Origin of the sequence: Micromonospora echinospora (assembly GCF_014203425.1) — a bacterium.
Taxonomy (GTDB): domain Bacteria; phylum Actinomycetota; class Actinomycetes; order Mycobacteriales; family Micromonosporaceae; genus Micromonospora; species Micromonospora echinospora_A.
The window spans coordinates 2522749-2541563 of the sequence record NZ_JACHJC010000001.1; the positions used below are offsets into that span (position 1 = coordinate 2522749).

16 protein-coding genes are annotated in these 18815 nt (G+C 69.8%); 2 read left to right on the forward strand and 14 right to left on the reverse strand.

From position 1 onward, the window contains the following. The first annotated feature begins 79 nt into the window (after positions 1 to 79). Entirely contained in the window at positions 80 to 2233 is a 2154-nt protein-coding gene (locus FHU28_RS11970) for a tetratricopeptide repeat protein (protein ID WP_311773569.1), read from the forward strand. Between the two features lie 534 nt (positions 2234 to 2767). Here the strand turns inward: FHU28_RS11970 and FHU28_RS11975 are convergent. The 7 genes from FHU28_RS11975 to FHU28_RS12005 all read right to left on the reverse strand — a co-directional run bounded on the left by FHU28_RS11975 (position 2768) and on the right by FHU28_RS12005 (position 7134). Beyond that, positions 2768 to 2917, reverse strand: a complete 150-nt coding sequence (locus FHU28_RS11975) for a hypothetical protein (RefSeq protein WP_184683711.1) — start codon at positions 2915 to 2917, stop codon at positions 2768 to 2770. A 126-nt stretch (positions 2918 to 3043) separates the two neighbouring features. Further along, a complete protein-coding gene (locus FHU28_RS11980; RefSeq protein ID WP_116509107.1) occupies positions 3044 to 3280 on the reverse strand; it encodes an IS3 family transposase in 237 nt (78 codons plus the stop codon). 25 nt (positions 3281 to 3305) lie between these two features. Then, positions 3306 to 4376 carry an IS110 family RNA-guided transposase gene (locus tag FHU28_RS11985; RefSeq protein WP_116509105.1) on the reverse strand — a complete coding sequence of 357 codons (1071 nt, stop codon included), beginning with the start codon at positions 4374 to 4376 and terminating at the stop codon, positions 3306 to 3308. Positions 4377 to 4577: 201 nt separating this feature from the next. After that, on the reverse strand, positions 4578 to 5291 hold the full coding sequence (locus tag FHU28_RS11990; RefSeq protein WP_184683714.1) for an IS3 family transposase: 714 nt from the start codon (positions 5289 to 5291) through the stop codon (positions 4578 to 4580). Beyond that, positions 5288 to 5599: a transposase gene (locus FHU28_RS11995; protein ID WP_013283497.1), complete on the reverse strand. Its 312-nt coding sequence runs from the start codon at positions 5597 to 5599 to the stop codon at positions 5288 to 5290. Before FHU28_RS11995 ends, FHU28_RS11990 begins: the two co-directional genes overlap by 4 nt. A gap of 201 nt (positions 5600 to 5800) precedes the next feature. Then, the gene (locus FHU28_RS12000) at positions 5801 to 6001 is read right to left on the reverse strand and encodes a hypothetical protein (RefSeq protein WP_184683718.1); all 201 of its coding nucleotides are present in this window, start codon (positions 5999 to 6001) and stop codon (positions 5801 to 5803) included. Positions 6002 to 6315: 314 nt separating this feature from the next. Beyond that, positions 6316 to 7134, reverse strand: coding sequence for a class I SAM-dependent methyltransferase (locus FHU28_RS12005; RefSeq protein ID WP_184683720.1), 819 nt, complete (start codon positions 7132 to 7134; stop codon positions 6316 to 6318). A gap of 44 nt (positions 7135 to 7178) precedes the next feature. Between FHU28_RS12005 and FHU28_RS12010 the strand changes: the two genes are divergently transcribed. After that, positions 7179 to 7751 carry a TetR/AcrR family transcriptional regulator gene (locus tag FHU28_RS12010; protein ID WP_184683722.1) on the forward strand — a complete coding sequence of 191 codons (573 nt, stop codon included), beginning with the start codon at positions 7179 to 7181 and terminating at the stop codon, positions 7749 to 7751. 133 nt (positions 7752 to 7884) lie between these two features. Here FHU28_RS12010 and FHU28_RS12015 read toward each other — a convergent pair whose 3' ends face one another. From FHU28_RS12015 to FHU28_RS12045, 7 genes are all read right to left on the reverse strand, one after another. Further along, positions 7885 to 8856: a site-specific integrase gene (locus FHU28_RS12015; protein WP_184683725.1), complete on the reverse strand. Its 972-nt coding sequence runs from the start codon at positions 8854 to 8856 to the stop codon at positions 7885 to 7887. Between the two features lie 407 nt (positions 8857 to 9263). Then, positions 9264 to 10490, reverse strand: a complete 1227-nt coding sequence (locus tag FHU28_RS12020) for an MFS transporter (RefSeq protein ID WP_116509074.1) — start codon at positions 10488 to 10490, stop codon at positions 9264 to 9266. 142 nt (positions 10491 to 10632) lie between these two features. Further along, a complete protein-coding gene (locus tag FHU28_RS12025; protein WP_225980474.1) occupies positions 10633 to 11826 on the reverse strand; it encodes a molybdopterin molybdotransferase MoeA in 1194 nt (397 codons plus the stop codon). 86 nt (positions 11827 to 11912) lie between these two features. Next, on the reverse strand, positions 11913 to 12674 hold the full coding sequence (narI, locus tag FHU28_RS12030; protein WP_116509076.1) for a respiratory nitrate reductase subunit gamma: 762 nt from the start codon (positions 12672 to 12674) through the stop codon (positions 11913 to 11915). After that, positions 12671 to 13291, reverse strand: a complete 621-nt coding sequence (gene narJ, locus FHU28_RS12035) for a nitrate reductase molybdenum cofactor assembly chaperone (RefSeq protein ID WP_116509078.1) — start codon at positions 13289 to 13291, stop codon at positions 12671 to 12673. Before narJ ends, narI begins: the two co-directional genes overlap by 4 nt. Then, positions 13288 to 14985, reverse strand: a complete 1698-nt coding sequence (narH, locus tag FHU28_RS12040; protein WP_184683728.1) for a nitrate reductase subunit beta — start codon at positions 14983 to 14985, stop codon at positions 13288 to 13290. Before narH ends, narJ begins: the two co-directional genes overlap by 4 nt. Continuing rightward, positions 14985 to 18650 (reverse strand): nitrate reductase subunit alpha, encoded by a 3666-nt coding sequence (locus tag FHU28_RS12045; protein ID WP_184683730.1) that lies wholly within the window; start codon positions 18648 to 18650, stop codon positions 14985 to 14987. Before FHU28_RS12045 ends, narH begins: the two co-directional genes overlap by 1 nt. Positions 18651 to 18815: the final 165 nt, after the last annotated feature.

The window sequence follows — 18815 nt, forward strand, 5'->3', positions numbered from 1 at the left end:
GGTGCATTGCCGACAGGATCGCCCCGCTGACCACGAGCTCGACGCCGCGGCGGCGGGGGATGGGGCCGTGGTGTGTCAGGTGACGGCCGGACTCGGTGGGGTCGGGAAGAGCCAGCTGGCAGCCGGCCTGGCCCACCGGCTGTGGGACGGCGGGGTTCTGGATCTGCTGGTGTGGGTGTCGGCGACGTCCCGCTCAGGGGTGGTCACCGCGTACGCCCAAGCCGCCGCCGATGTCACCGGTATCGAGGACGCCGACGCGGACCAGGCCGCCGCCCGGTTTATGGCCTGGCTGGCCACCACCCCACGGCGTTGGTTGATCGTCCTCGATGATGTGGCCGACCCGAATGATCTGCGTGGCTTGTGGCCGCCGGCCACTCAGGTGGGACGGACGGTTGTCACCACCCGCAGCGCCGATAGTGCCCTCACCGCCGGCCGGCAGGTCATCAATGTCGGTGTGTTCACCCCAGACGAGTCGGCCGCCTACCTGAGCGCCAAGCTCGCCGGTGTCCCGGGCCGCCTCGAGGAGGCAGCCGACCTGGCCGTCGACCTTGGGCATCTCCCTCTGGCGTTGGCGCAGGCTGCGGCGTACATCCTGGACCGGACGAGCATGACCTGCGCCGGCTATCGCCGCCGCCTCGCCGACGGCCGCCGACAACTGGCCGACCTGGCTCCCCGGGCACTGCCGGATGACTACCCGTACCCGGTCGCGGTCACCTGGTCGCTGTCCATTGACCGCGCCGACAGCTTCATCCCGCCCGGTGTGGCCCGGCCGGTGCTGGAACTGGCCGCTCTACTCGACCCCAACGGCATTCCCATCGAGGTGTTCACCACCTCCACAGTTCAGACCTACCTGAGCACACGTACCGGCAAGCCGATCGACGTCGACGACCTCACCGACGCCTTGGACAACCTGACCCGCCTCAGCCTCACCACTGTCGATCACGCGGCTGGCATGGTCCGGGTCCACGGACTCCTGCAACGCGTGGTCCGGGAAGCCACCCCCACCGACCACACCGCGCAGCTAGCCGTCATCGCCGCCGACGCCCTGCAGGCCATCTGGCCGGAGATCGAACGCGACCGCGAGCACGCCCAAGCCCTGCGCGCCAATACGGCTGTCCTGCACGCCCAGACCGAGCCACTGTTGCTGAATCCCAGGCACGGGGCCCACACGATCCTGTTCACCGCAGGCCGTAGCCTCGGGGGCACCGGTCAGGTTGCCGCTGCCGTCGCCTACTTGCACACCCTGCACGAAAGCGCCGCCCACCAGCTCGGCCCCGAGCATCCCGACACCCTCGCCACCCTCAACAATCTGGCTCGCTGGCGTGGCGTGATGGGAGATGCCGCTGGTGCTGCCGCCGCCTTCGCGGAGCTGTTGGTTGTTGTGCTGCGGGTGTTGGGCCCTGACCACCACGGCACCCTTATGACCCGCGACAATTTGGCTCGCTGGCGTGGTGAGGCGGGGGATGCTGCGGGTGCGGCCACCGCCTACGAGGGCTTACTCGAGGACCGAGTGCGGGTATTGGGCTCTGATCACCCAGATACTCTCGCCACCCGTGACAATCTGGCTCGGTGGCGAGGTGAGTCGGGGGACGCCGCTGGTGCTGCCGTCGCCTATGCGGATCTGCTCGTTGATGTGCTGCGGGTGTTAGGCCCCAACCATCCCGGTACCTTGACCGCCCGCAATAACCTCGCTCACTGGCGTGGTGTGGCGGGAGATGCCGCTGGCGCGGCCACAGCCTTCGAGGGCGTGCTCGACGACCGGGTGCGCGTCCTGGGTCCCGACCATCCTGACACTCTCATCACTCGCGGCAATCTTGCTTCCCTTCGTGGCGTGGCGGGAGATGCCGCTGGCGCTGCCGCCGCCTTCGCGGAGCTGTTCGTTGTTGTGCTGCAGGTGTTGGGCCCTGACCATCCCTACACTCTCAACACCCGCAACAACCTGGCCCACTGGCGTGGTGTGGCGGGAGATGCCGCTGGCGCAGTCGCCGCCTTCGAGGGCGTGCTCGAAGACCAGCTGCGGGTGCTCGGCCCCGACCACCCCGATATCCGGGCCACCCGCAATAATCTCGCTGCCTGGCGTGGTGAGGCGGGAGATGCCGCTGGCGCTGCCGCCGCCTTCGACGATCTGCTCGTTGATGTGCTGCGGGTGCTGGGCCCTGACCACCCTTACACCCTCGTCACTCGCAACAACGTCGCCTTCTGGCGGGAGCGGGTCAACCTGGACGCCCCTTGACTCTACTGTGGATTGGTTCGCCGCGATCACTGAGGGAGAGGGTCCAGATTCACTCGCCGATCCGGGGTTCGATTTCAGGCGCGTAAGCACCGGGCAGAAACAGTCGATCACCCTCGTCTGCGTCCTCGCGGACCTCGCTGAGGTCTACAAGGAGTTGGGCGACCTGGCTCCGTGAGGACTAATGTTCGGGAAAGTCACGCTAAGGGTGATCTTGTTCCGGGTTGACCCGTTCCGGAAACAAGGGTTTCCGGGACGAGCCGTCGCGGGTTATCTGCCGAATTGGTCCGCGAGCACATCACCACGCTGGACACCGCTCAGCGAGTTGCCGCAGGCCATGCCCCGGTCCGGCTCATGGCGCACACCTCAACGGCGATGACGAGCCGATCGGCCAGCCCTACCTGGCCTCCTACGCCAGCCTGACCGGCATCGACCCGATGATGACCGACAACCCGATCTGGCACGGCGTGATCGCCTACGCCTTGCACCACGATCGACCCGTCAGCACTGGCAGCTGAACCAGCACCGGCTACTCGCCTACCCGAGGTACTCGACCTTGCAGAAGGCAGCGACGGCTGAACGGCCCTCCCCGCGTCCCGGGAGGCCGGTGTACTGCGGGGCCGGCAGATCAAGGAAGCGCTGCGCCTGCTCGACAAGCACCACCTGGGTGACCATCGGCGCGGACAAGGCCCGGTGGCTGAACGGCCAGGAAGCCAGAACAGCGCATGAGGATGTGGACTCAAGGTAGGGATCGTGGCCGGGAGGTGCGTGTACGTCGGACCCTGAGTTCCCCCCGCTTTGATGGAGCGGTGGTTACCTGCTGCCGGCTGGTGCAGGGGTGGCGATAGGTGGCTCGGCTGGCTCGGTTCGGTGGCTGTGCCAGGCGGTCTCGTACTCGTTTGGGCTGAGGTAGCCCAGTTCCTTCTGGATGCGGCGGGTGTTGTACCAGCCGTCGATGTAGGCGAAGATCGCGTTCTCGGCCTCGTCACGGGTCCGCCATGAGGTGCGGTAGACGAGTTCGATCTTCAACGTCGACCAGAAGTTCTCCATCAGCGCGTTGACGCTCCTATAGCTGTCAAGTGGCGATGGTGGTCGTGCGGAGAGGGCGGAGCAGGGCCCAGATCTCGCGGGCGAGGAGTCGTTTCAGGCAGCGGATGATCTCAGCTTTGGTCTTGCCGTCTGCGGTGCGGCGGGCGACGTAGGCGCGGGTGGGTTCGTGGTGTTGCATGCGGACGATGACGGCGCGGTAGAGGGCGGCGTTGGCTTGGCGGTGACCGCCGCGGTTGAGTCTGTGCCGGTTGGTCATGCCGGAGGAGGCGGGGATCGGTGCGACGCCGCAGAGCCTCGCCCAGGCGGGTTCTGAGCGGACCCGGTCGATGTTGTCGCCGGCGACGATGAGCATCTCGGCGGCGGTGTCGGCGCCGACGCCGAACGCGGCGACCAACTGCGGCACGAGCTGGCCGGTGAGCTCGACGAGTATCGCTTCGTGGGTTTTGATCTCGTCGTTGAGCTGTTGCCAGCGGCGGGCGATCGAGCGCAGGGTGTGTTTCGTTGCGGCGAGCACGGTGGTGACCGGACCGGGGCGCAGGCCGGCGCACCGTTCGATCAGGGCCATCTTCGACAAGGGCTGCAGAGGTTCACGTAGCTCGGGGCTGGCGGTGACCAGCACTGCCTTGAGGGTGATCATCGCGGCGGTGCGGGCCTTGACCGCGACGTCTTTGGCGACCTTGATCTGGCGGATCATCTCCACGATGCCGTCGTTGGTCTTCGGGACGCTGGTGGAGTTACCGGCCAGCACCGAGCGAGCGGCGTTCTCGGCGTCGAGGGTGTCGCTCTTGCCGCGTAGCCGACGGTCGCGGCGGTCGGTGCGCAGGACCTCGATGACTCCGAGGCCCCGTCGTCGGACAGCGGAGGTCAGTCCGGCGCCGTAGGAGCCGGTGCCCTCGATCGCGAAGATCAGCCTCTTCGCCTCGAAGCCGGCCGCCCAGTCGAGCAGCTGTTCATAGCCGCCTCGGTCGGCGGGGAATGAGCGGGCGTCGAGGCGGCCGCCGATGTCGTCCAGGGCGACGGCGACGTGGACGTGCTTGTGGGTGTCGACGCCGATGACGACTCGACGTCGACGCGGGTCGGGGCTCATGCTTGACATCGCGGGCTCCAGCTCAGACCAGGGCGACAGGGGTTCGTGACGCTGGCCGGCCGGGTGGACGGGACTGTGACGGGACCTGCTGCGATCAGGCTCCTATGAGGTCACTGCCCGCCCGGCCAGCACCACTGGTGCTGCACCGCCAGGCAGACGACAGATCAACAGCAAGGACACCCGAACTGCGGGGTCAGTCGTAAGCAAGAGTCAGGCCGCCTGACGGCGCCTCAAAGTCTCACAGTCGTAGGAGTCGCCGACGGATCCCATCAAGGGCAGGATCCCGTTGTCCTGTAAGCGTTCCGCGAAGCGAAACGACGTGTAGTTCGACCCGCGATCTGAGTGGTGGATCAACTGGCCGTCGCGGACGTCGCGCGACCAGATGCCGTATTCGAGGGCGGCGAGGATCAGGTCGGTGTCGCAGCGGTCGGAGGTCTTCCACCCAACGATCCGGCGGGAGAACGCATCGCGGACCGCAGCCAACCAGAACACGCCCTCACCGCAGGGGATGCGGGTGGCGTCGGCGACCCAGAGCCGGTTCGGCCCGTCGGCGGTGAACTGCCGGTTGACCAGATCCGGCGCCGGCGTGTGCCGGGGATCCTGGCGCGTGGAGCCGCCGCGCCAGCCTCGACGCAGAAACGCCCCCTGCCAGCCCTGCTGCGCCATCAACCGCTCGACCCGCTTACGGCCCACGCGGATGCCGTCACGGCGTAGCTGCCGGTGGACCCGGTCCGCGCCGTAGGTGCGCCCCGATGTCTCCCAGATCTCGTGGATGTTGGAGACCAGACCCAGGTCGACCACGTCGCGGTCGCAGGGCTGCTCGACCTGCTTCACCCACGCGTAGTAGGTCGAGGCGCCGATGTTCAGGACCCGTAGCAGGAGCGCGACCGCGAACTGGTCACGGTGTTCGTGGATGAACCTCATGACCGTCGCCGGGTCGGGTCGAGCTCCGCCGCGAAATACGCGCTCGCGGCCTTCAGGATCTCGTTCGCCCGCCGCAACTCGGCGACCTCCCTGCGCAGCCGGCGGTTCTCCTCCGCCATCTCGCTGGTCGGCCGGTCGTGACGCTCGTCGGCGTCGGCCTCGGCTTGGCGGATCCAGTTCCGCAACGCCTCGTGATGCACACCAAGCTGCTCGGCCAGGCGCCGGATCACCGGCTTCGGATCCGACTCGCGGTACAAACGCACAGCGCGCTGACGTAGCTCATCGGGGTACTTCTTCGGTGCTGCCACGGACAACTTCCTCCCCCACGGCCATCAGACCATGGTCAAGAAGCTCCATGAAAGCGGGGGTGGCTCAGCGTGCTGCTATCCGAGTTCAGCCGCCACCATGACGCCGTAAACGCTCTACTCCACGCGGCACTTTCCTCGTACGCCGTGAACAGCGTCTGGCCCCTCAACACTCTCAACCTGCTCGGACAGGAAATGACGCGCCTACCAGACAAGGCGTTCCAGCAAGCCATCACTGACATCATCCCCACAAGCCTTCGGAAGGAACTCCGGGACGCGAGCCTCAAAGCGGCTGGAATAGAGAGTGAAGAATAGTTCGCTGAGGTGGTCGCTGATGTCGACGCTCGTCACGCGCCCGGTCGTGCCGGCGCGGCCGGCGAGCAGCGCGGACTCGACGTCGTCCACGCCGACCTGGCCGCGCTCGGGTACGACACGAGCTGGCTATGCCTACGCGCATCCGACATCGGCGCCCGCATCGACGGGACCGGCTGTTCCTGCTTTATCTGGACACTTCCCCATCGTCGTGATGGAAATAACATTCGCATGTATCGATGGGACAGCGCCATTCGTGGATTAGGTCTAAATCTCGCTTGCAGAGGCGCTGGCGGTGGATCCTGAGCTGTGACTACGCGTAGCGCTGATCACGGGATCGAACGCTGCGAAGGGCTGCTCTCTGCCGGTCTGAGCGCGTTGTCAATGCTAGTCGACCGGATGTGGGACTAGGGCTTTCCCTCGCGGTGAGCGGCGTCGGTGGGTGACCTGCGGACAGCGGTCAGGCACCAGGTGGCATAGGCAAGGGTGACGTCGCCGTTGACCGCGTCGGCGACCGTCGACATGATCTCGGCGAGACTGTCCGGTGGCATGCTCGCTAGGCCGCCGGAAGTCGGGATAAGTTCGAGCAGCTCGTCGCGGGCGTAGGTGCGCTGCCAGTCGTAGCGGCAGATTTCGGGTTCGGCGAAGAAGCCGGATGCGCGGACTCCTTCGGCGGCGCGGTCGTAGAGGGCGCGGTAGCCGTCGAGGATGGAACCGGTCGGCGGTCGGTAGGGCAGGTCGGGCGCGGCCTGCCGCAGTCCTTCGGCGAGTGCTGCGGCGATTGGCGACGGTAGTTCGTAGACGTGGCCGAACGGCGCGAGGACGCCGCCTGGGCGTAGCACTTCGGCTGCCTTGGCGGCTCCGGCGACCGGGTCGATCCAGTGCCAGGCTGTGCCAGAGACGATCGCGTCGAAGGTGCGGCCGGCCGGTTCCCACGTCTCGAAGGTCGCGACCTCGACGTCGATGCCGCTCGCGCGGGCGAATTCGGCCATCCGGGGGTCGGGCTCGACGCCGAGGACCGTGCAGCCGGCGGCGCGGAACTGGCGGGCTTCGATCCCGGTCCCGCAGCCAGCGTCGAGGAATGCCGGGCCCGGCGCTGCGGCGACGATGTTCTCGATCAGCGGGTTCGGATACGGCGCCCGGTTGCGGTCGTAGCGCTCTGGATCGCTTCCAAACGACTCTGCGACGCGGCGTGCTTCGTGCGGTTGCGGCGGTAGAGTGACCATGCGCCCACTCTAATGGGCAATCGCCCACTAGAGAAGGGGCATCCATGCCGACCGGCGTAGCTCTGCGCGATCCGCGCCAGCAACTGTTCGACGCGGCCGCGAGGGTGCTCGTCCGTGGTGGCGTCACGGCGCTGACCAGCCGTGCGATCACGGATGAGGCCGGTGTGGCCAAGGGCGTGCTGCATCGGCACTTCGTCGACTTCGACGCGTTCCTGGTCGATCTGGTGCTCGAGCGCATCGCGCGGGTCGAGGCACAAGGTGCCGCGCTCCGCGATGCGGCCGGGACCGGGACCGTGGCTGGCAACCTCACCGACGCGATGTTCGAACTCTTCGAGCCGGTCATGTCCGCGATCATCGTGCTCACCATCGCTCGTGACGAGCTGCGCAACCGGCTACGCGCGGCCGGCACCGCCCGGATCCCCCTGGCGGGCGAGGCGGTCGCCGCGGTGGCTAGCTATTTGGCAGCCGAGCACGAGCGTGGCCGGATCGCCGCCGACGCGGACGTGCAGGTGTTGGCGCCAACCCTGATCGGCGCCGTGCAACTGCTATTCACCGAGCACTGCGGCGAGCCGCCAGTCGAAGATGTGCATAACGTCGTGGCGAGCGTCTTGCGCTGACGAGTACACCGGGGCGGGCCATGGGCTCACTCTCATAGCCGCGGACAACGCGTGGAGCGCCAGGCGTTGCGTCCCTGTAAAGGCGCCGTTGCTATCGTCGATTCACGACCTGGCGGGTGCGGCGGGGCCGAGTTCATCGAGGAGCCGGCGGATACGGTCGGCGGTGCAGCGGTGTCGTTCGATCTCGCGGGCCCAGCCGCGTTCGGTGGCGTCGGCGATGAGTCGTTCCTCGGTGCGCAGCCGTTCCTGTAGCCGACGAGGAACACATAGCCGGTGTCGGCATCGGCGGGACGTTCGTGCATGACGTAATCGCTGACGGCCGGCAACGCCCGGCCTTCAAGCAGGTCGACGGTCCGGTCCCGGCGCGATTTCTGCCGCGCTCCTGCCGGGTGATCGGCCCGGTGGCGCACCACGATTCGCCGGCGTCCGTAGGAGATGCCTCCAGCCGTAGGCCCAGGACCTCTCCTGGCCGCAGGCCGCCCTCCCACATCAGCTCCAGCAGAGCGCGGTCTCGCCGGGTGCGCAGCACACCCAGCACGGCGACATAGGTGTCGTCGGACATCGGTCGTGGCAGCGACTCCACCGTCTTGATCCGCAACGCACGCCGCACCGGCCTCCGCGGACTCGACGTCATCAGCGGCGCCCGAGGGCGGCCTGGGACTCGGGCCGCTGCCTGGTCAGGGATGGTCACGATCGGGTTATCGGCGCCGCCGTAGCGTTCGATGCTGATCAGGTACTCGAAGAACGACGACACCGCGGCCAGCACCCGGTTACAGGTTTTGGCCGCCAACAAGCGGCCGTTTCCGGCGGTCAGCGCGAGGTCCAGCCGCTGGGCCTTACGGCTGGACGAACGGGTTCGCAACCACTCGATGAAACTCAACGCCTGCGCAGGCCGGAACTCCCCGACCGTCAAGCCACGCTCGTGCAGAAACCGGTACAGCTTCTGCAAGTCGTACGCATAGGCACGAACCGTGTTCGGCGAGTAGTCCTGCACCGTCAATAGACGGAGGAACCCGGCCACATCGGCCACGGGCACGCCGACGTCGTCAACCAACTCCACGCCCGGCTGCCCGGCCTGCGCATCAACAACCTTCGTCACACGCACGCTGGACAACGTAGGGGCTCCACGAGCCGTTCGCAGAATCGCCAGAACCTCCACTGTCCAGATAAGAAGGTCGCCACCACCGGAGAGGGGAAGGGCAGGCGGCGCAGTAGATGAGGCCGCGGAAGACGTACGGGTTGCGGGTGCGCTGCCGCACGTGTTGTCCACCGGTTTCCCGGCCCTGCTGTGCAGGAGGGCTTGGGCCTGCTCGAAGGTCGCGTCGTCGATGAGTGGTTCGTGGGTGATGTCCTTGGAGACCACCCTCTTGTCGCGGGGTTCCAGCGCATGATGCCGGTGTGGGCCATGGCCACGTCGTCGACGACCCGGGTCACACCGTTCATTCGACGGACCCGGCCCTGACGAAGCGGTCAGTGGCCAGACCCGGCACCGGTCAGCCCGCACCGAGACCGTCAACCGGCGCGGCGGGCCAGGCCTCCCATCTTCACCGCGGTGAACACCGCGGCGGCCAGCGCCACGTCGGAGAGCAGCATCAGCCCGATGGCATAGGAGCCCTGCGACCCGTACACCCAGCCCATGACCAGAGGCGGCACGAACCCGCCGAGCCCGCCGGCGGCCCCGACCAGCCCGGTGACCGCGCCCACCTGGTCGGCGGGGGCGACCTTGCCGACCAAGGCGAACACCGCGCCGCTGGCTGCGCCGAGCAGCACCGCCATGCCGAGCAGCGCGACCGTGGCGACCGGCATCAGGGCCGGCTGGAAGGCCTGCACGACGGCGAACCCGGCCACCCCGGCGAAGCACCACACCAGCACCGGCACGGGGTGTAGACGGTCGGAGAGCCAGCCGCCCACCGGGCGGGCCAGCACGGCGAGCACGACGAACCCGGCGGTTCGCAGCGCACCGTCCGCGGCATTGAGCCCGTAGGCGGTGCGCAGGTACGCCGGCAGGTACACGCTGAAGGCCACGAACCCGCCGAACCCGACCGCGTACAGGAAGCACAGCTGCCAGGTGACGGTCAGCCGGGCGACGCCGGCGAGCCGCTGCCAGGCCGACCCGGTGGGCCGGGCCGGGCCCGGCGCGTCGCGCAGCAGCAGGAACGACAGCACCGCGTACGCCGCCAGGATCGCCGCGACCAGCAAAAACGGGGCCCGCTCCCCGTAGGTTTCGGCCAGCCGGACGGTGGTGAAGTTGGCGATCGCGGTGCCACCCATGCCGACACCGAACACGCCGATGGCGAAGCCGCGCCGGGCCGGCGGATACCAGCCGGACACCAGCGGGACGCCGACGGCGAAGGCGGTGCCGCCGATGCCGAGGAAGAAGCCGGTCACGATCAGCGCCGGGTAGGAGGAGACCGTGGTGAGGGTCAGCACCGGAACGATGGTGGCGACGGTGACCAGCGGGAAGACTACCCGGGCCCCGTACCGGTCGGTGAGCGCGCCGACCGGGATGCGGCCCAGCGAGCCCACGATCACCGGCACCGCGACGAGCAGGGACTGCGCGGCGAAGCCGAGCCCCAGCCGTTCCTTGATGCCGGGGCCCAGCGGACCGAGCAGGGCCCATGCCCAGAAGTTCACTAGGAAACCGAGGGTGGCCACGGCTAGCTGGAGGGCGGCGCCGGAGGTGGCCTCGGGATGCCCGACCGGGGCGGTGGACCCGGCTTGGTCACGGATGCTGGTCATCGTTCAACTCCGTCGGGATCGTCGTGCTGCTGTCGCGGCGTCAAAGGGGAATGCGGCGGTCCGCTTCACCGGTACGAGCCTCGCTCGAGCCAACCCACCCCGGCAGGGCCGGAAGACCCGGCCAGGAGGACGTCCCCACCTGTCACGGCAGGGTGCGCAGACCGACCGGGGTGCCGGGACGCCAACCGGGCGGCACCACGGCCAGCGCGTCGGCGTCCGCCGCCGCGCCCAGGTATCCCGGGTGCGCCCCGTCGACCAGCCGCAGGCCCCGCGCGCCGCGCCGGACCGGCACGATCCGGGTGTTCCGCTCGTCGAGGCGCAACGGATCGGTGAGGACGGCGGTGTCCAGATCGGCCGGCGGCCGTCCGGCCAGCCCGGTGAGCAGCGGGTCGATCAGGGTGAGCGCGGCGACCAGCGCCGCGTACGGGTTGCCCGGCAGGCCGACGATCCAGTGGGCCCCGGCCTGGGCCAGGACCTGTGGGTGCCCGGGCCGGCACCGCACCCCGTCCACGTGCGCAACGGCCCCGAGGTGCCGCAACGACGCGTGCAGCCCGTCCGCCGGGCCGACGGAGGACGCCCCGCAGACGACCGTCACGTCGGCGTCCCGCGTGCTGTCCGCGACCGCCTCGGCGAACCAGTCGGGCTGGTCGCCGACCATCCGCGGACCGAGGAGGTCCGCTCCCCAGGCGGACAGCAGCGGGGTCAGCATCGGGCCGATCGCGTCCCGTACCCTGCCCCACGGGGGACGTCCGGCGTGGATCACCTCGTCGCCGCTGATCACCAGGCGGGCCCGGGGTCGGGCCCGGACGGTGAGGTGGTCGAGGCCGACGCTCGCGGCCAGCCCCAGCACCGCCGGCGTGACCGGCGAACCCGCCGGCACCAGTTCCTGACCGCGGGCGGCGTACTCGCCCGCGCGCCGGATGTGCCAGCGGTCGCCCGGCGCCGCCCGCAGGACGTCACCGATGCGGTCGGCGACCTCGTAGGGCACGACCCGGTCCGCCCGGCCCGGGACGGGAGCGCCGGTGGCCACCTCGACCGCGGTCCCCTCGACCAGGGGCCCGACGGCGTGGGTCCGACCGGCCAGGACACGGCCTACCACCCGCCACGGGCCCGGCCCGCGCACCGCGTACCCGTCCATCGCGGAGTTGTCGAACCCGGGCAGCGGGACCGCCGCGACCAGTGGCGCCGCGAGGGTCCGGCCGGCGGCGGAGGCCAGCGGTACCGACTCCGCGGGCAGGGGAGCGGGGAGCCGGTGGGCCAGCGCCCGCGCCGCGGCCCACTCCGTCGCGGGTCGAGACGAATGGTGACTGTCGGTGTGGTGCGGTGCGATGGTCACCGGTGGTTCCTCCCTGCCGGGACGTCGGGCTGCCTGTTCGCCGGAGGCAGCCGGTGGCGGTCTCCGGGCGGTCGAGGCGGCGGTGGTCACCGGCGCGAGCGGGTCCGACCGCCGCGCGGGGTGGGCAGCCGAGGCGCCCCCTCCCATCCGGGGCGGGTCGGCCGCAGTCCGGGCCGGTCGTCCCGGCTTCGATAGACGACGTAGGGGCGGGTGGCGTAGCCGACCGGGGCGCTGAACGCATGGACGAGGCGGGTGAACGGCCAGAACGCGAAGAGCGCGAACGCGGCCAGGATGTGGATCTGGAAGCCCACCGGGGCACCGGCCATGATCTCCGGATCCGGGCTGAGGTAGAACAGCGACCGGAACCACGGGGAGATGGTCTCCCGGTAGTCGTAGCCGGGGCCGGCGACGTTGGCCCGCACCGTGGCCCAGAGGCCCAGCACGATCACCCCCGCCAGCACCACGTACATCGCCTTGTCGTTGCGGGTGGTGGCGGCGAAGACCGGCCCGGTCAACCGGCGGCGGGCGATCAGGATGCCCAGCCCGATCAGGGTGCAGAAGCCGGCCACCGTGCCGATGAACACGGCCATGAGGTGGTAGGTGTGCTCGGTGACGCCGACCGCCTCGGTCCAGGACTTCGGGACCACCAGGCCACCGATGTGTCCGATCAGGACCATCAGCACGCCGAAGTGGAACAGCGGGCTGCCCCACCGCAGGATGCTGCTCTCGTAGAGCTGGGAGGATCGGGTCGTCCAGCCGAACTTGTCGTAGCGGTGGCGCCAGATCAGGCCGCCGACGAGGATCGCGATCGACAGGTACGGGTACACCACCCACAGCAGGATGTTCATCGGCGTCCTCCAGTCGTGTCGACCAGTCCGAATGGTTCGAGTCCGACCTGCTCCACCGGCGGTCCGGTGCGGGCCAGCCGGGCGGCGGCGGCGATGTCCCCGGGCTGGGCGGGCGGCAGCATCTCCCGGACGGCGGCGACGGCCTGCCGGTACACCGACTTCTCCCGCCCCAGCGCCTCGACCAGCAGGTCGAGGCCGACGCGGTTCTCCCGCAGCAGCCGCCACCCGTCGTCGTCGGCGGCGGCCAGGTCGAGGACAGCGGGCAGGAAGTCGGGCAGCTCGCCGTCGACGACAGTCAGTCCGGCCGCCTTGTACGCGGCGGCGAAGTCGACCAGCGCCTCCCCCCGGCGACGGGTGTCGCCGCAGGTGTAGTAGGTCAGGTGCAGGCAGCAGCGGCGCCGGAAGTCGAACACCTCCACGTAGGCGGTCCGCAGGTCGACCGGCGCGGCGGCTTCCCGGTGGGCGACCACCTCGCGCAGCGGCCGGGCGACCTCGGCCGGCAGGCCGTCGAGCGCGGCCCGCACGGTGGGCAGCGCGGCGAGCACCTCCTCTTCGGGGTAGCGCAGCAGCAGGGACGCCGCGCGGGCGGCCACCGCCCGCCAGGTCGGCTGGCTCACGGGTTACCTCCGTCGACGGGTGCGGATTCGCGGCTGCGGGGCGGGAAGAGGCCCTTCGGGCTGCCCTTGCCGTCCCAGTTGAGCAGGTTGACCCGGCGGGGTTCGTCGCCCGGATCGGTGAAGCCCTCCGCGGTCTGCCGGTCGCGCAGCATGTGGAAGGTCTCCACCTGGACCGGCACCGGCGTGCCGGAGGACTCCCCGAAGGGCCCCTGGCCGTACGGGCCGCCGCCGCCCATCCCGGGGCCGCCCTCGTAATCGAGGCTGCACTCGGTGGCGATCTTCTCCAGCCGGTGCGCGTCCTCGGCGTGCGCGGCGGGGATGACGTACCGCTGCTCATACTTGGCGATGGCGAGCAGCCGGTACATCTCGTCCATCTCCGCGCCGGTCATCCCGACGGCGGCGGCGATGGACTCGTCGCGTTCCTCGCCCAGGTTGATCCGGCGCTGGTAGGCGCGCATCGCGGCGAGCCGGTTCAGCACCCCGCGCACCGGCTCCGGGTCGCCGGCCGTGAAGAGCTCGGCGAGGTACTCCACCGGGATCCGCAGCGCGTCGATGGCCCCGAAGAGGTTGCCGGCCTCCTCCGCGTCGTGGCCGGTCTCGCGCAGCACGTCGGCCACCGGCGACAGCGGCGGGATGTACCAGACCATCGGCATGGTCCGGTACTCCGGGTGCAGCGGCAGCGCCACCTCGTAGCGCATGATCAGGTCCCAGATCGGCGAGCGCTGCGCGGCGTCGATCCAGTCGTCCGGGATGCCGGCCTCGCGGGCGGCGGCGACCACGGCCGGGTCGTGCGGGTCGAGGAAGACCGACCGCTGCGCGTCGTACAGGTCGTGTTCGTCGGCGATGGCGGCGGCCTCGGCGACGCGGTCGGCGTCGTAGAGCATCAGCCCGAGGTAGCGCAGCCGCCCCACGCAGGTCTCGGAGCAGATGGTGGGCTGGCCGATCTCGATGCGCGGGAAGCAGAAGGTGCACTTCTCGGCCTTGCCGGTGCGGTGGTTGAAGTAGACCTTCTTGTAGGGGCAGCCGGTCACGCACATCCGCCAGCCCCGGCAGCGGTCCTGGTCGACCAGGACGATGCCGTCCTCGGCCCGCTTGTAGATCGCGCCCGACGGGCAGGAGGCCGCGCAGGACGGGTTGAGGCAGTGCTCGCAGATCCGCGGCAGGAAGAACATGAAGGTCTTCTCGAACTCCTGCTTCACCTGGCCGGAGACCTTCGCCAGCACCGGGTCACCGGCGGCGATCTCGTTGCCGCCGGCGAGCGAGTCGTCCCAGTTCGCGCTCCAGGTGATCTTCGTGTCCTCGCCGGTGAGCAGCGACTTCGGCCGGGCCACCGGGGTGTCGTCGCCGGCCGGCGCGTTGATCAGGTGCTCGTAGTCGTACGTCCACGGCTCGTAGTAGTCCTGCATGGATGGCAGCTTCGGGTTGGCGAAGATGCTGAACATCTTCTTCACCCGGCCACCGGAGCGTGGCTTGAGCTTGCCGGAGCGGGTCCGCACCCAGCCGCCCTGCCAGCGCTCCTGGTTCTCGTAGGTGCGCGGGTAGCCCTGCCCGGGGCGGGTCTCCACGTTGTTGAACCAGACGTACTCGACGCCGGAGCGGTTGGTCCACGCCTGCTTACAGGTGACCGAGCAGGTGTGGCAGCCGATGCACTTGTCGAGGTTCATCACCATCGCCATCTGTGCCATGACCCGCATCAGTACTGCACCTCCTGGGAACGGCGGCGGATCACGGTGACCTCGTCGCGTTGGTTACCGGTCGGGCCGAGGTAGTTGAACGCGAAGGACAGCTGCGCGTACCCGCCGATGAGGTGGGTGGGCTTGACCAGCAGCCGGGTCAGCGAGTTGTGGATGCCGCCGCGCCGGCCGTTGGTCTCCGACTTGGGCACGTCGATCACCCGTTCCTGGGCGTGGTACATGTAGACCGTGCCCTCGGGCATCTTGTGCGTCACCACGGCCCGGCAGACAACCACGCCGTTGCGGTTGACCGCCTCGATCCACTCGTTGTCCCGGACGCCGATCTTCGCCGCGTCGGCCTCGCTCATCCACATCGTCGGTCCGCCCCGGGACAGCGTGAGCATGATCAGGTTGTCCTGGTACTCGGAGTGGATGGACCATTTCGAGTGCGGGGTGAGGTAGCGGACGGTGATCTCCAGCTCCCCGTTGCGGCCGAGTCGCGGTTCGCCGAAGAGCTTGTGCATGTCCAACGGCGGCCGGAAGATCGGCAGCGCCTCGCCGGCCTCGTGCATCCAGTCGTGGTCGAGGAAGAAGTGCTGCCGGCCGGTGAGCGTGTGCCAGGGCTTGAGCCGCTCGGTGTTGATGGTGAACGGGGAGTAGCGGCGGCCGCCGTGCTCGCTGCCCGACCACTCCGGGCTGGTGATCACCGGCACCGGGCGGGACTGGGTGTCGGCGAAGGTGATCTGCTTGCCCTCGTGCTCGGCCGCCAGGTCCGCCAGGCGTACCCCGGTGCGCTTCTCCACGTCCCGGAAGCCCGCGGTGGCGACCCGCCCGTTGGTGGTGCCCGACAGCGCCAGGATCGCCTCGCAGGCGTGCGTGTCCTTCGCCAGCGACGGCCGCCCGTCCGCGGCGCCGCCGCGCACCTCACCGTTCTTGCGGCGCAGATACTCGACCTCCGGCCGCACGTCGACCGAGAAGCCCTTGCCGGTGGTGCCGAGGGTGTCCATCAGCGGCCCGAGCGCGGCCATCTTGTCGGCGATCGCGCCGTAGTCCCGCTCGACCACCACCAGTTTCGGCATGGTCCGGCCCGGCACCGGGGTCTCCCCGGTCGCCGCCCAGTCGCGGACCCGGCCGTGCGGGGTCGCCATCGCGTCCGGGGTGTCGTGCAGCAGCGGCGCCGCGACCAGGTCCTTGCGTACGCCCAGCCGCGGCCCGGCGAGAGTGGAGAACGCCTTCGCGATGCCGTGGAAGGCGTCGAAGTCGGTCCGGGTCTGCCACGGCGGGTTGATCGCCGGGGTGAAGGCGTGCACGAACGGGTGCATGTCGGTACTGCTCAGGTCGTGCTTCTCGTACCAGGTGGCAGCGGGCAGAACGATGTCGGAGAAGAGCGTCGTGGAGGTCATCCGGAAGTCCAGGCTCAGCAGCAGGTCGAGCTTGCCCTCCGGGGCCTCCTCCCGCCAGGTCACGTCCTTGGGCCGCAACTCCTCCGGCGCCTCCTCGGCGCGCAGGTTCGCGTCGGTGCCGAGCAGGTGCCGCAGGAAGTACTCGTTGCCCTTGGCCGACGAGCCGAGCAGGTTGGCCCGCCAGACGGTCAGCACCCGTGGCCAGTTCTCCGGCGCGTCCGGGTCGGTGCAGGCGAACGTCACGTCGCCCTCGCCGAGCCGCTCGGCCACCCAGCCCGCCGGGTCGTCCGGCCGGGCGGCGAGGGCCTCGTCGGCCAGGTCGAGCGGGCTGCGGTCGAAGGTGGGCATCGACGGCATCCACCCCGAGCGGGCCGACTGGGCCAGCAGGTCCATGGTGTGCTTGCCGGCGAACGCGCCGGTGCCGGTGGGGGAGGAGACCACGTCGGCGGAGTAGGTGTCGTAGCGCCACTGGTCGGTGTGCACGTACCAGAAGGCGGTGCCGATCATCTGCCGGGGCGGGCGGACCCAGTCCAGGCCGAACGCGAGCTGCGCCCAGCCGGTCGCCGGGCGGCACTTCTCCTGCCCCACGTAGTGCGCCCAACCGCCGCCGTTGACCCCCTGGCAGCCGGTGAGGGTGACCAGCGCCAGAATCGCCCGGTAGGTGGCGTCGGAGTGGAACCAGTGGTTCGTGCCGGCGCCGAGCAGGATCATCGACCGTCCGCCGGAGCGGTCCGCGTTGTCGGCGAACTCCCGCGCCACCCGGGCCACCTGCGCCGCCGGCACGCCGGTGACCGGCTCCTGCCACGCCGGCGTGTACGGCGCCTCGACGTCGTCGTACCCGGTCGGCCACTGGCCCGGCAGGCCGTCGCGGCCCACCCCGTACTGGGCCAGCACCAGGTCGAAGACGCTGGTCACCAACTGGCCCCGCACCGTGCGGGTCGGCACGCCCCGGCGCAGCGCCTGCGGGGTGTCGGTGTCGAACCGAGGCAGCTCCACCTCCACCGCGTCGCCCGCCCCGAGGCAGGTCAGCGCCGGCTCCAGGTCGCCCAGGTCCAGGTTCCACTGGCCCTGCTGCTCGCCCCAACGGTGGCCGAGGCTGCCCCGCGGCACGGCGGGAGCGTCGGTGGCCGAGTCCCAGAGCACCGTCCGGAAGGCCGCCTCCTTGTCCGTCTCGCCCAGGTCGTCGGCGGTGAGGAACTTGCCCGGCCGGTACGCCCCGTCGGCACCCGGCTCCAGGGTGACCAGGAACGGCAGGTCGGTGAACCTGCGGACGTAGTCGACGAAGCGCGGGGTGCGCTGGTCGACGAAGAACTCCTTGAGGATGACGTGCCCCATCGCCATCGCCAGGGCGCCGTCGGTGCCCGGCTGGGCGGGCATCCACTCGTCGGCGAACTTGACGTTGTCGGCGAAGTCGGGGCTGACCACCACGACCTTCTGCCCCCGGTAGCGCGCCTCGGCCATCCAGTGTGCGTCCGGCGTGCGGGTCACCGGGACGTTGGAGCCCCACATGACGAAGTAGGAGGCGTCCCACCAGTCCCCGGACTCGGGCACGTCGGTCTGGTCGCCGAAGACCTGCGGGGAGGCCACCGGCAGGTCGGCGTACCAGTCGTAGAACGACAGCATCGAGCCGCCGAGCAGGGACAGGAACCGGGCGCCGACGGCGTGCGACACCATCGACATGGCCGGGATGGGGGAGAAGCCGGCGACCCGGTCCGGGCCGTACTCGGCGATCACGTGCACGTGCGCGGCGGCGACCATCTCCTGGGCCTCGTCCCAGGTGATCCGCACCAGGCCGCCCTTGCCGCGGGCCTTCTGGTAGCGGCGGCGTCGTTCCGGGTCGGCCTGGATGTCCGCCCACGCGGCCACCGGATCACCGAGGCGGCCCCTGGCCTCCCGGTACATCTCCACCAGCACGCCCCGCGCGTACGGGTAGCGCACCCGGGTGGGGGAGTAGGTGTACCAGGAGAAGGCGGCACCCCGGGGGCAGCCCCGAGGCTCGTACTCCGGCCGGTCCGGTCCGACGCTCGGGTAGTCGGTCTGCTGCTGCTCCCAGGTGATGATGCCGTCCTTGACGTACACCTTCCAGGAGCACGAGCCGGTGCAGTTCACTCCGTGCGTGGAGCGCACCACCTTGTCGTAGGACCAGCGATCCCGGTAGAAGGCGTCCGCCTCCCGGCCGCCGATCTGGTGCAATGTCCGGCCGTCGGCGGAGACCTCGGCCCGGCGTACCAGGCCGCCCACCGCCAGCAGCGCCCGCCCCGCACTATCGGTGGCTCGCGACATACGCCTCATTCCTTCGATAGATGGCCGTACTGCCCCACGTTCTCGACAGATGCGCCGGAGTGCAACCCCGAGCGAGGGCGTAATGGCCATGGTGCCGACGTACAACCTCGGGAAACCGGGCCGAAGGTCCCGAGATCATCGGCTTTGAATCTGCGGGTTCGCGGC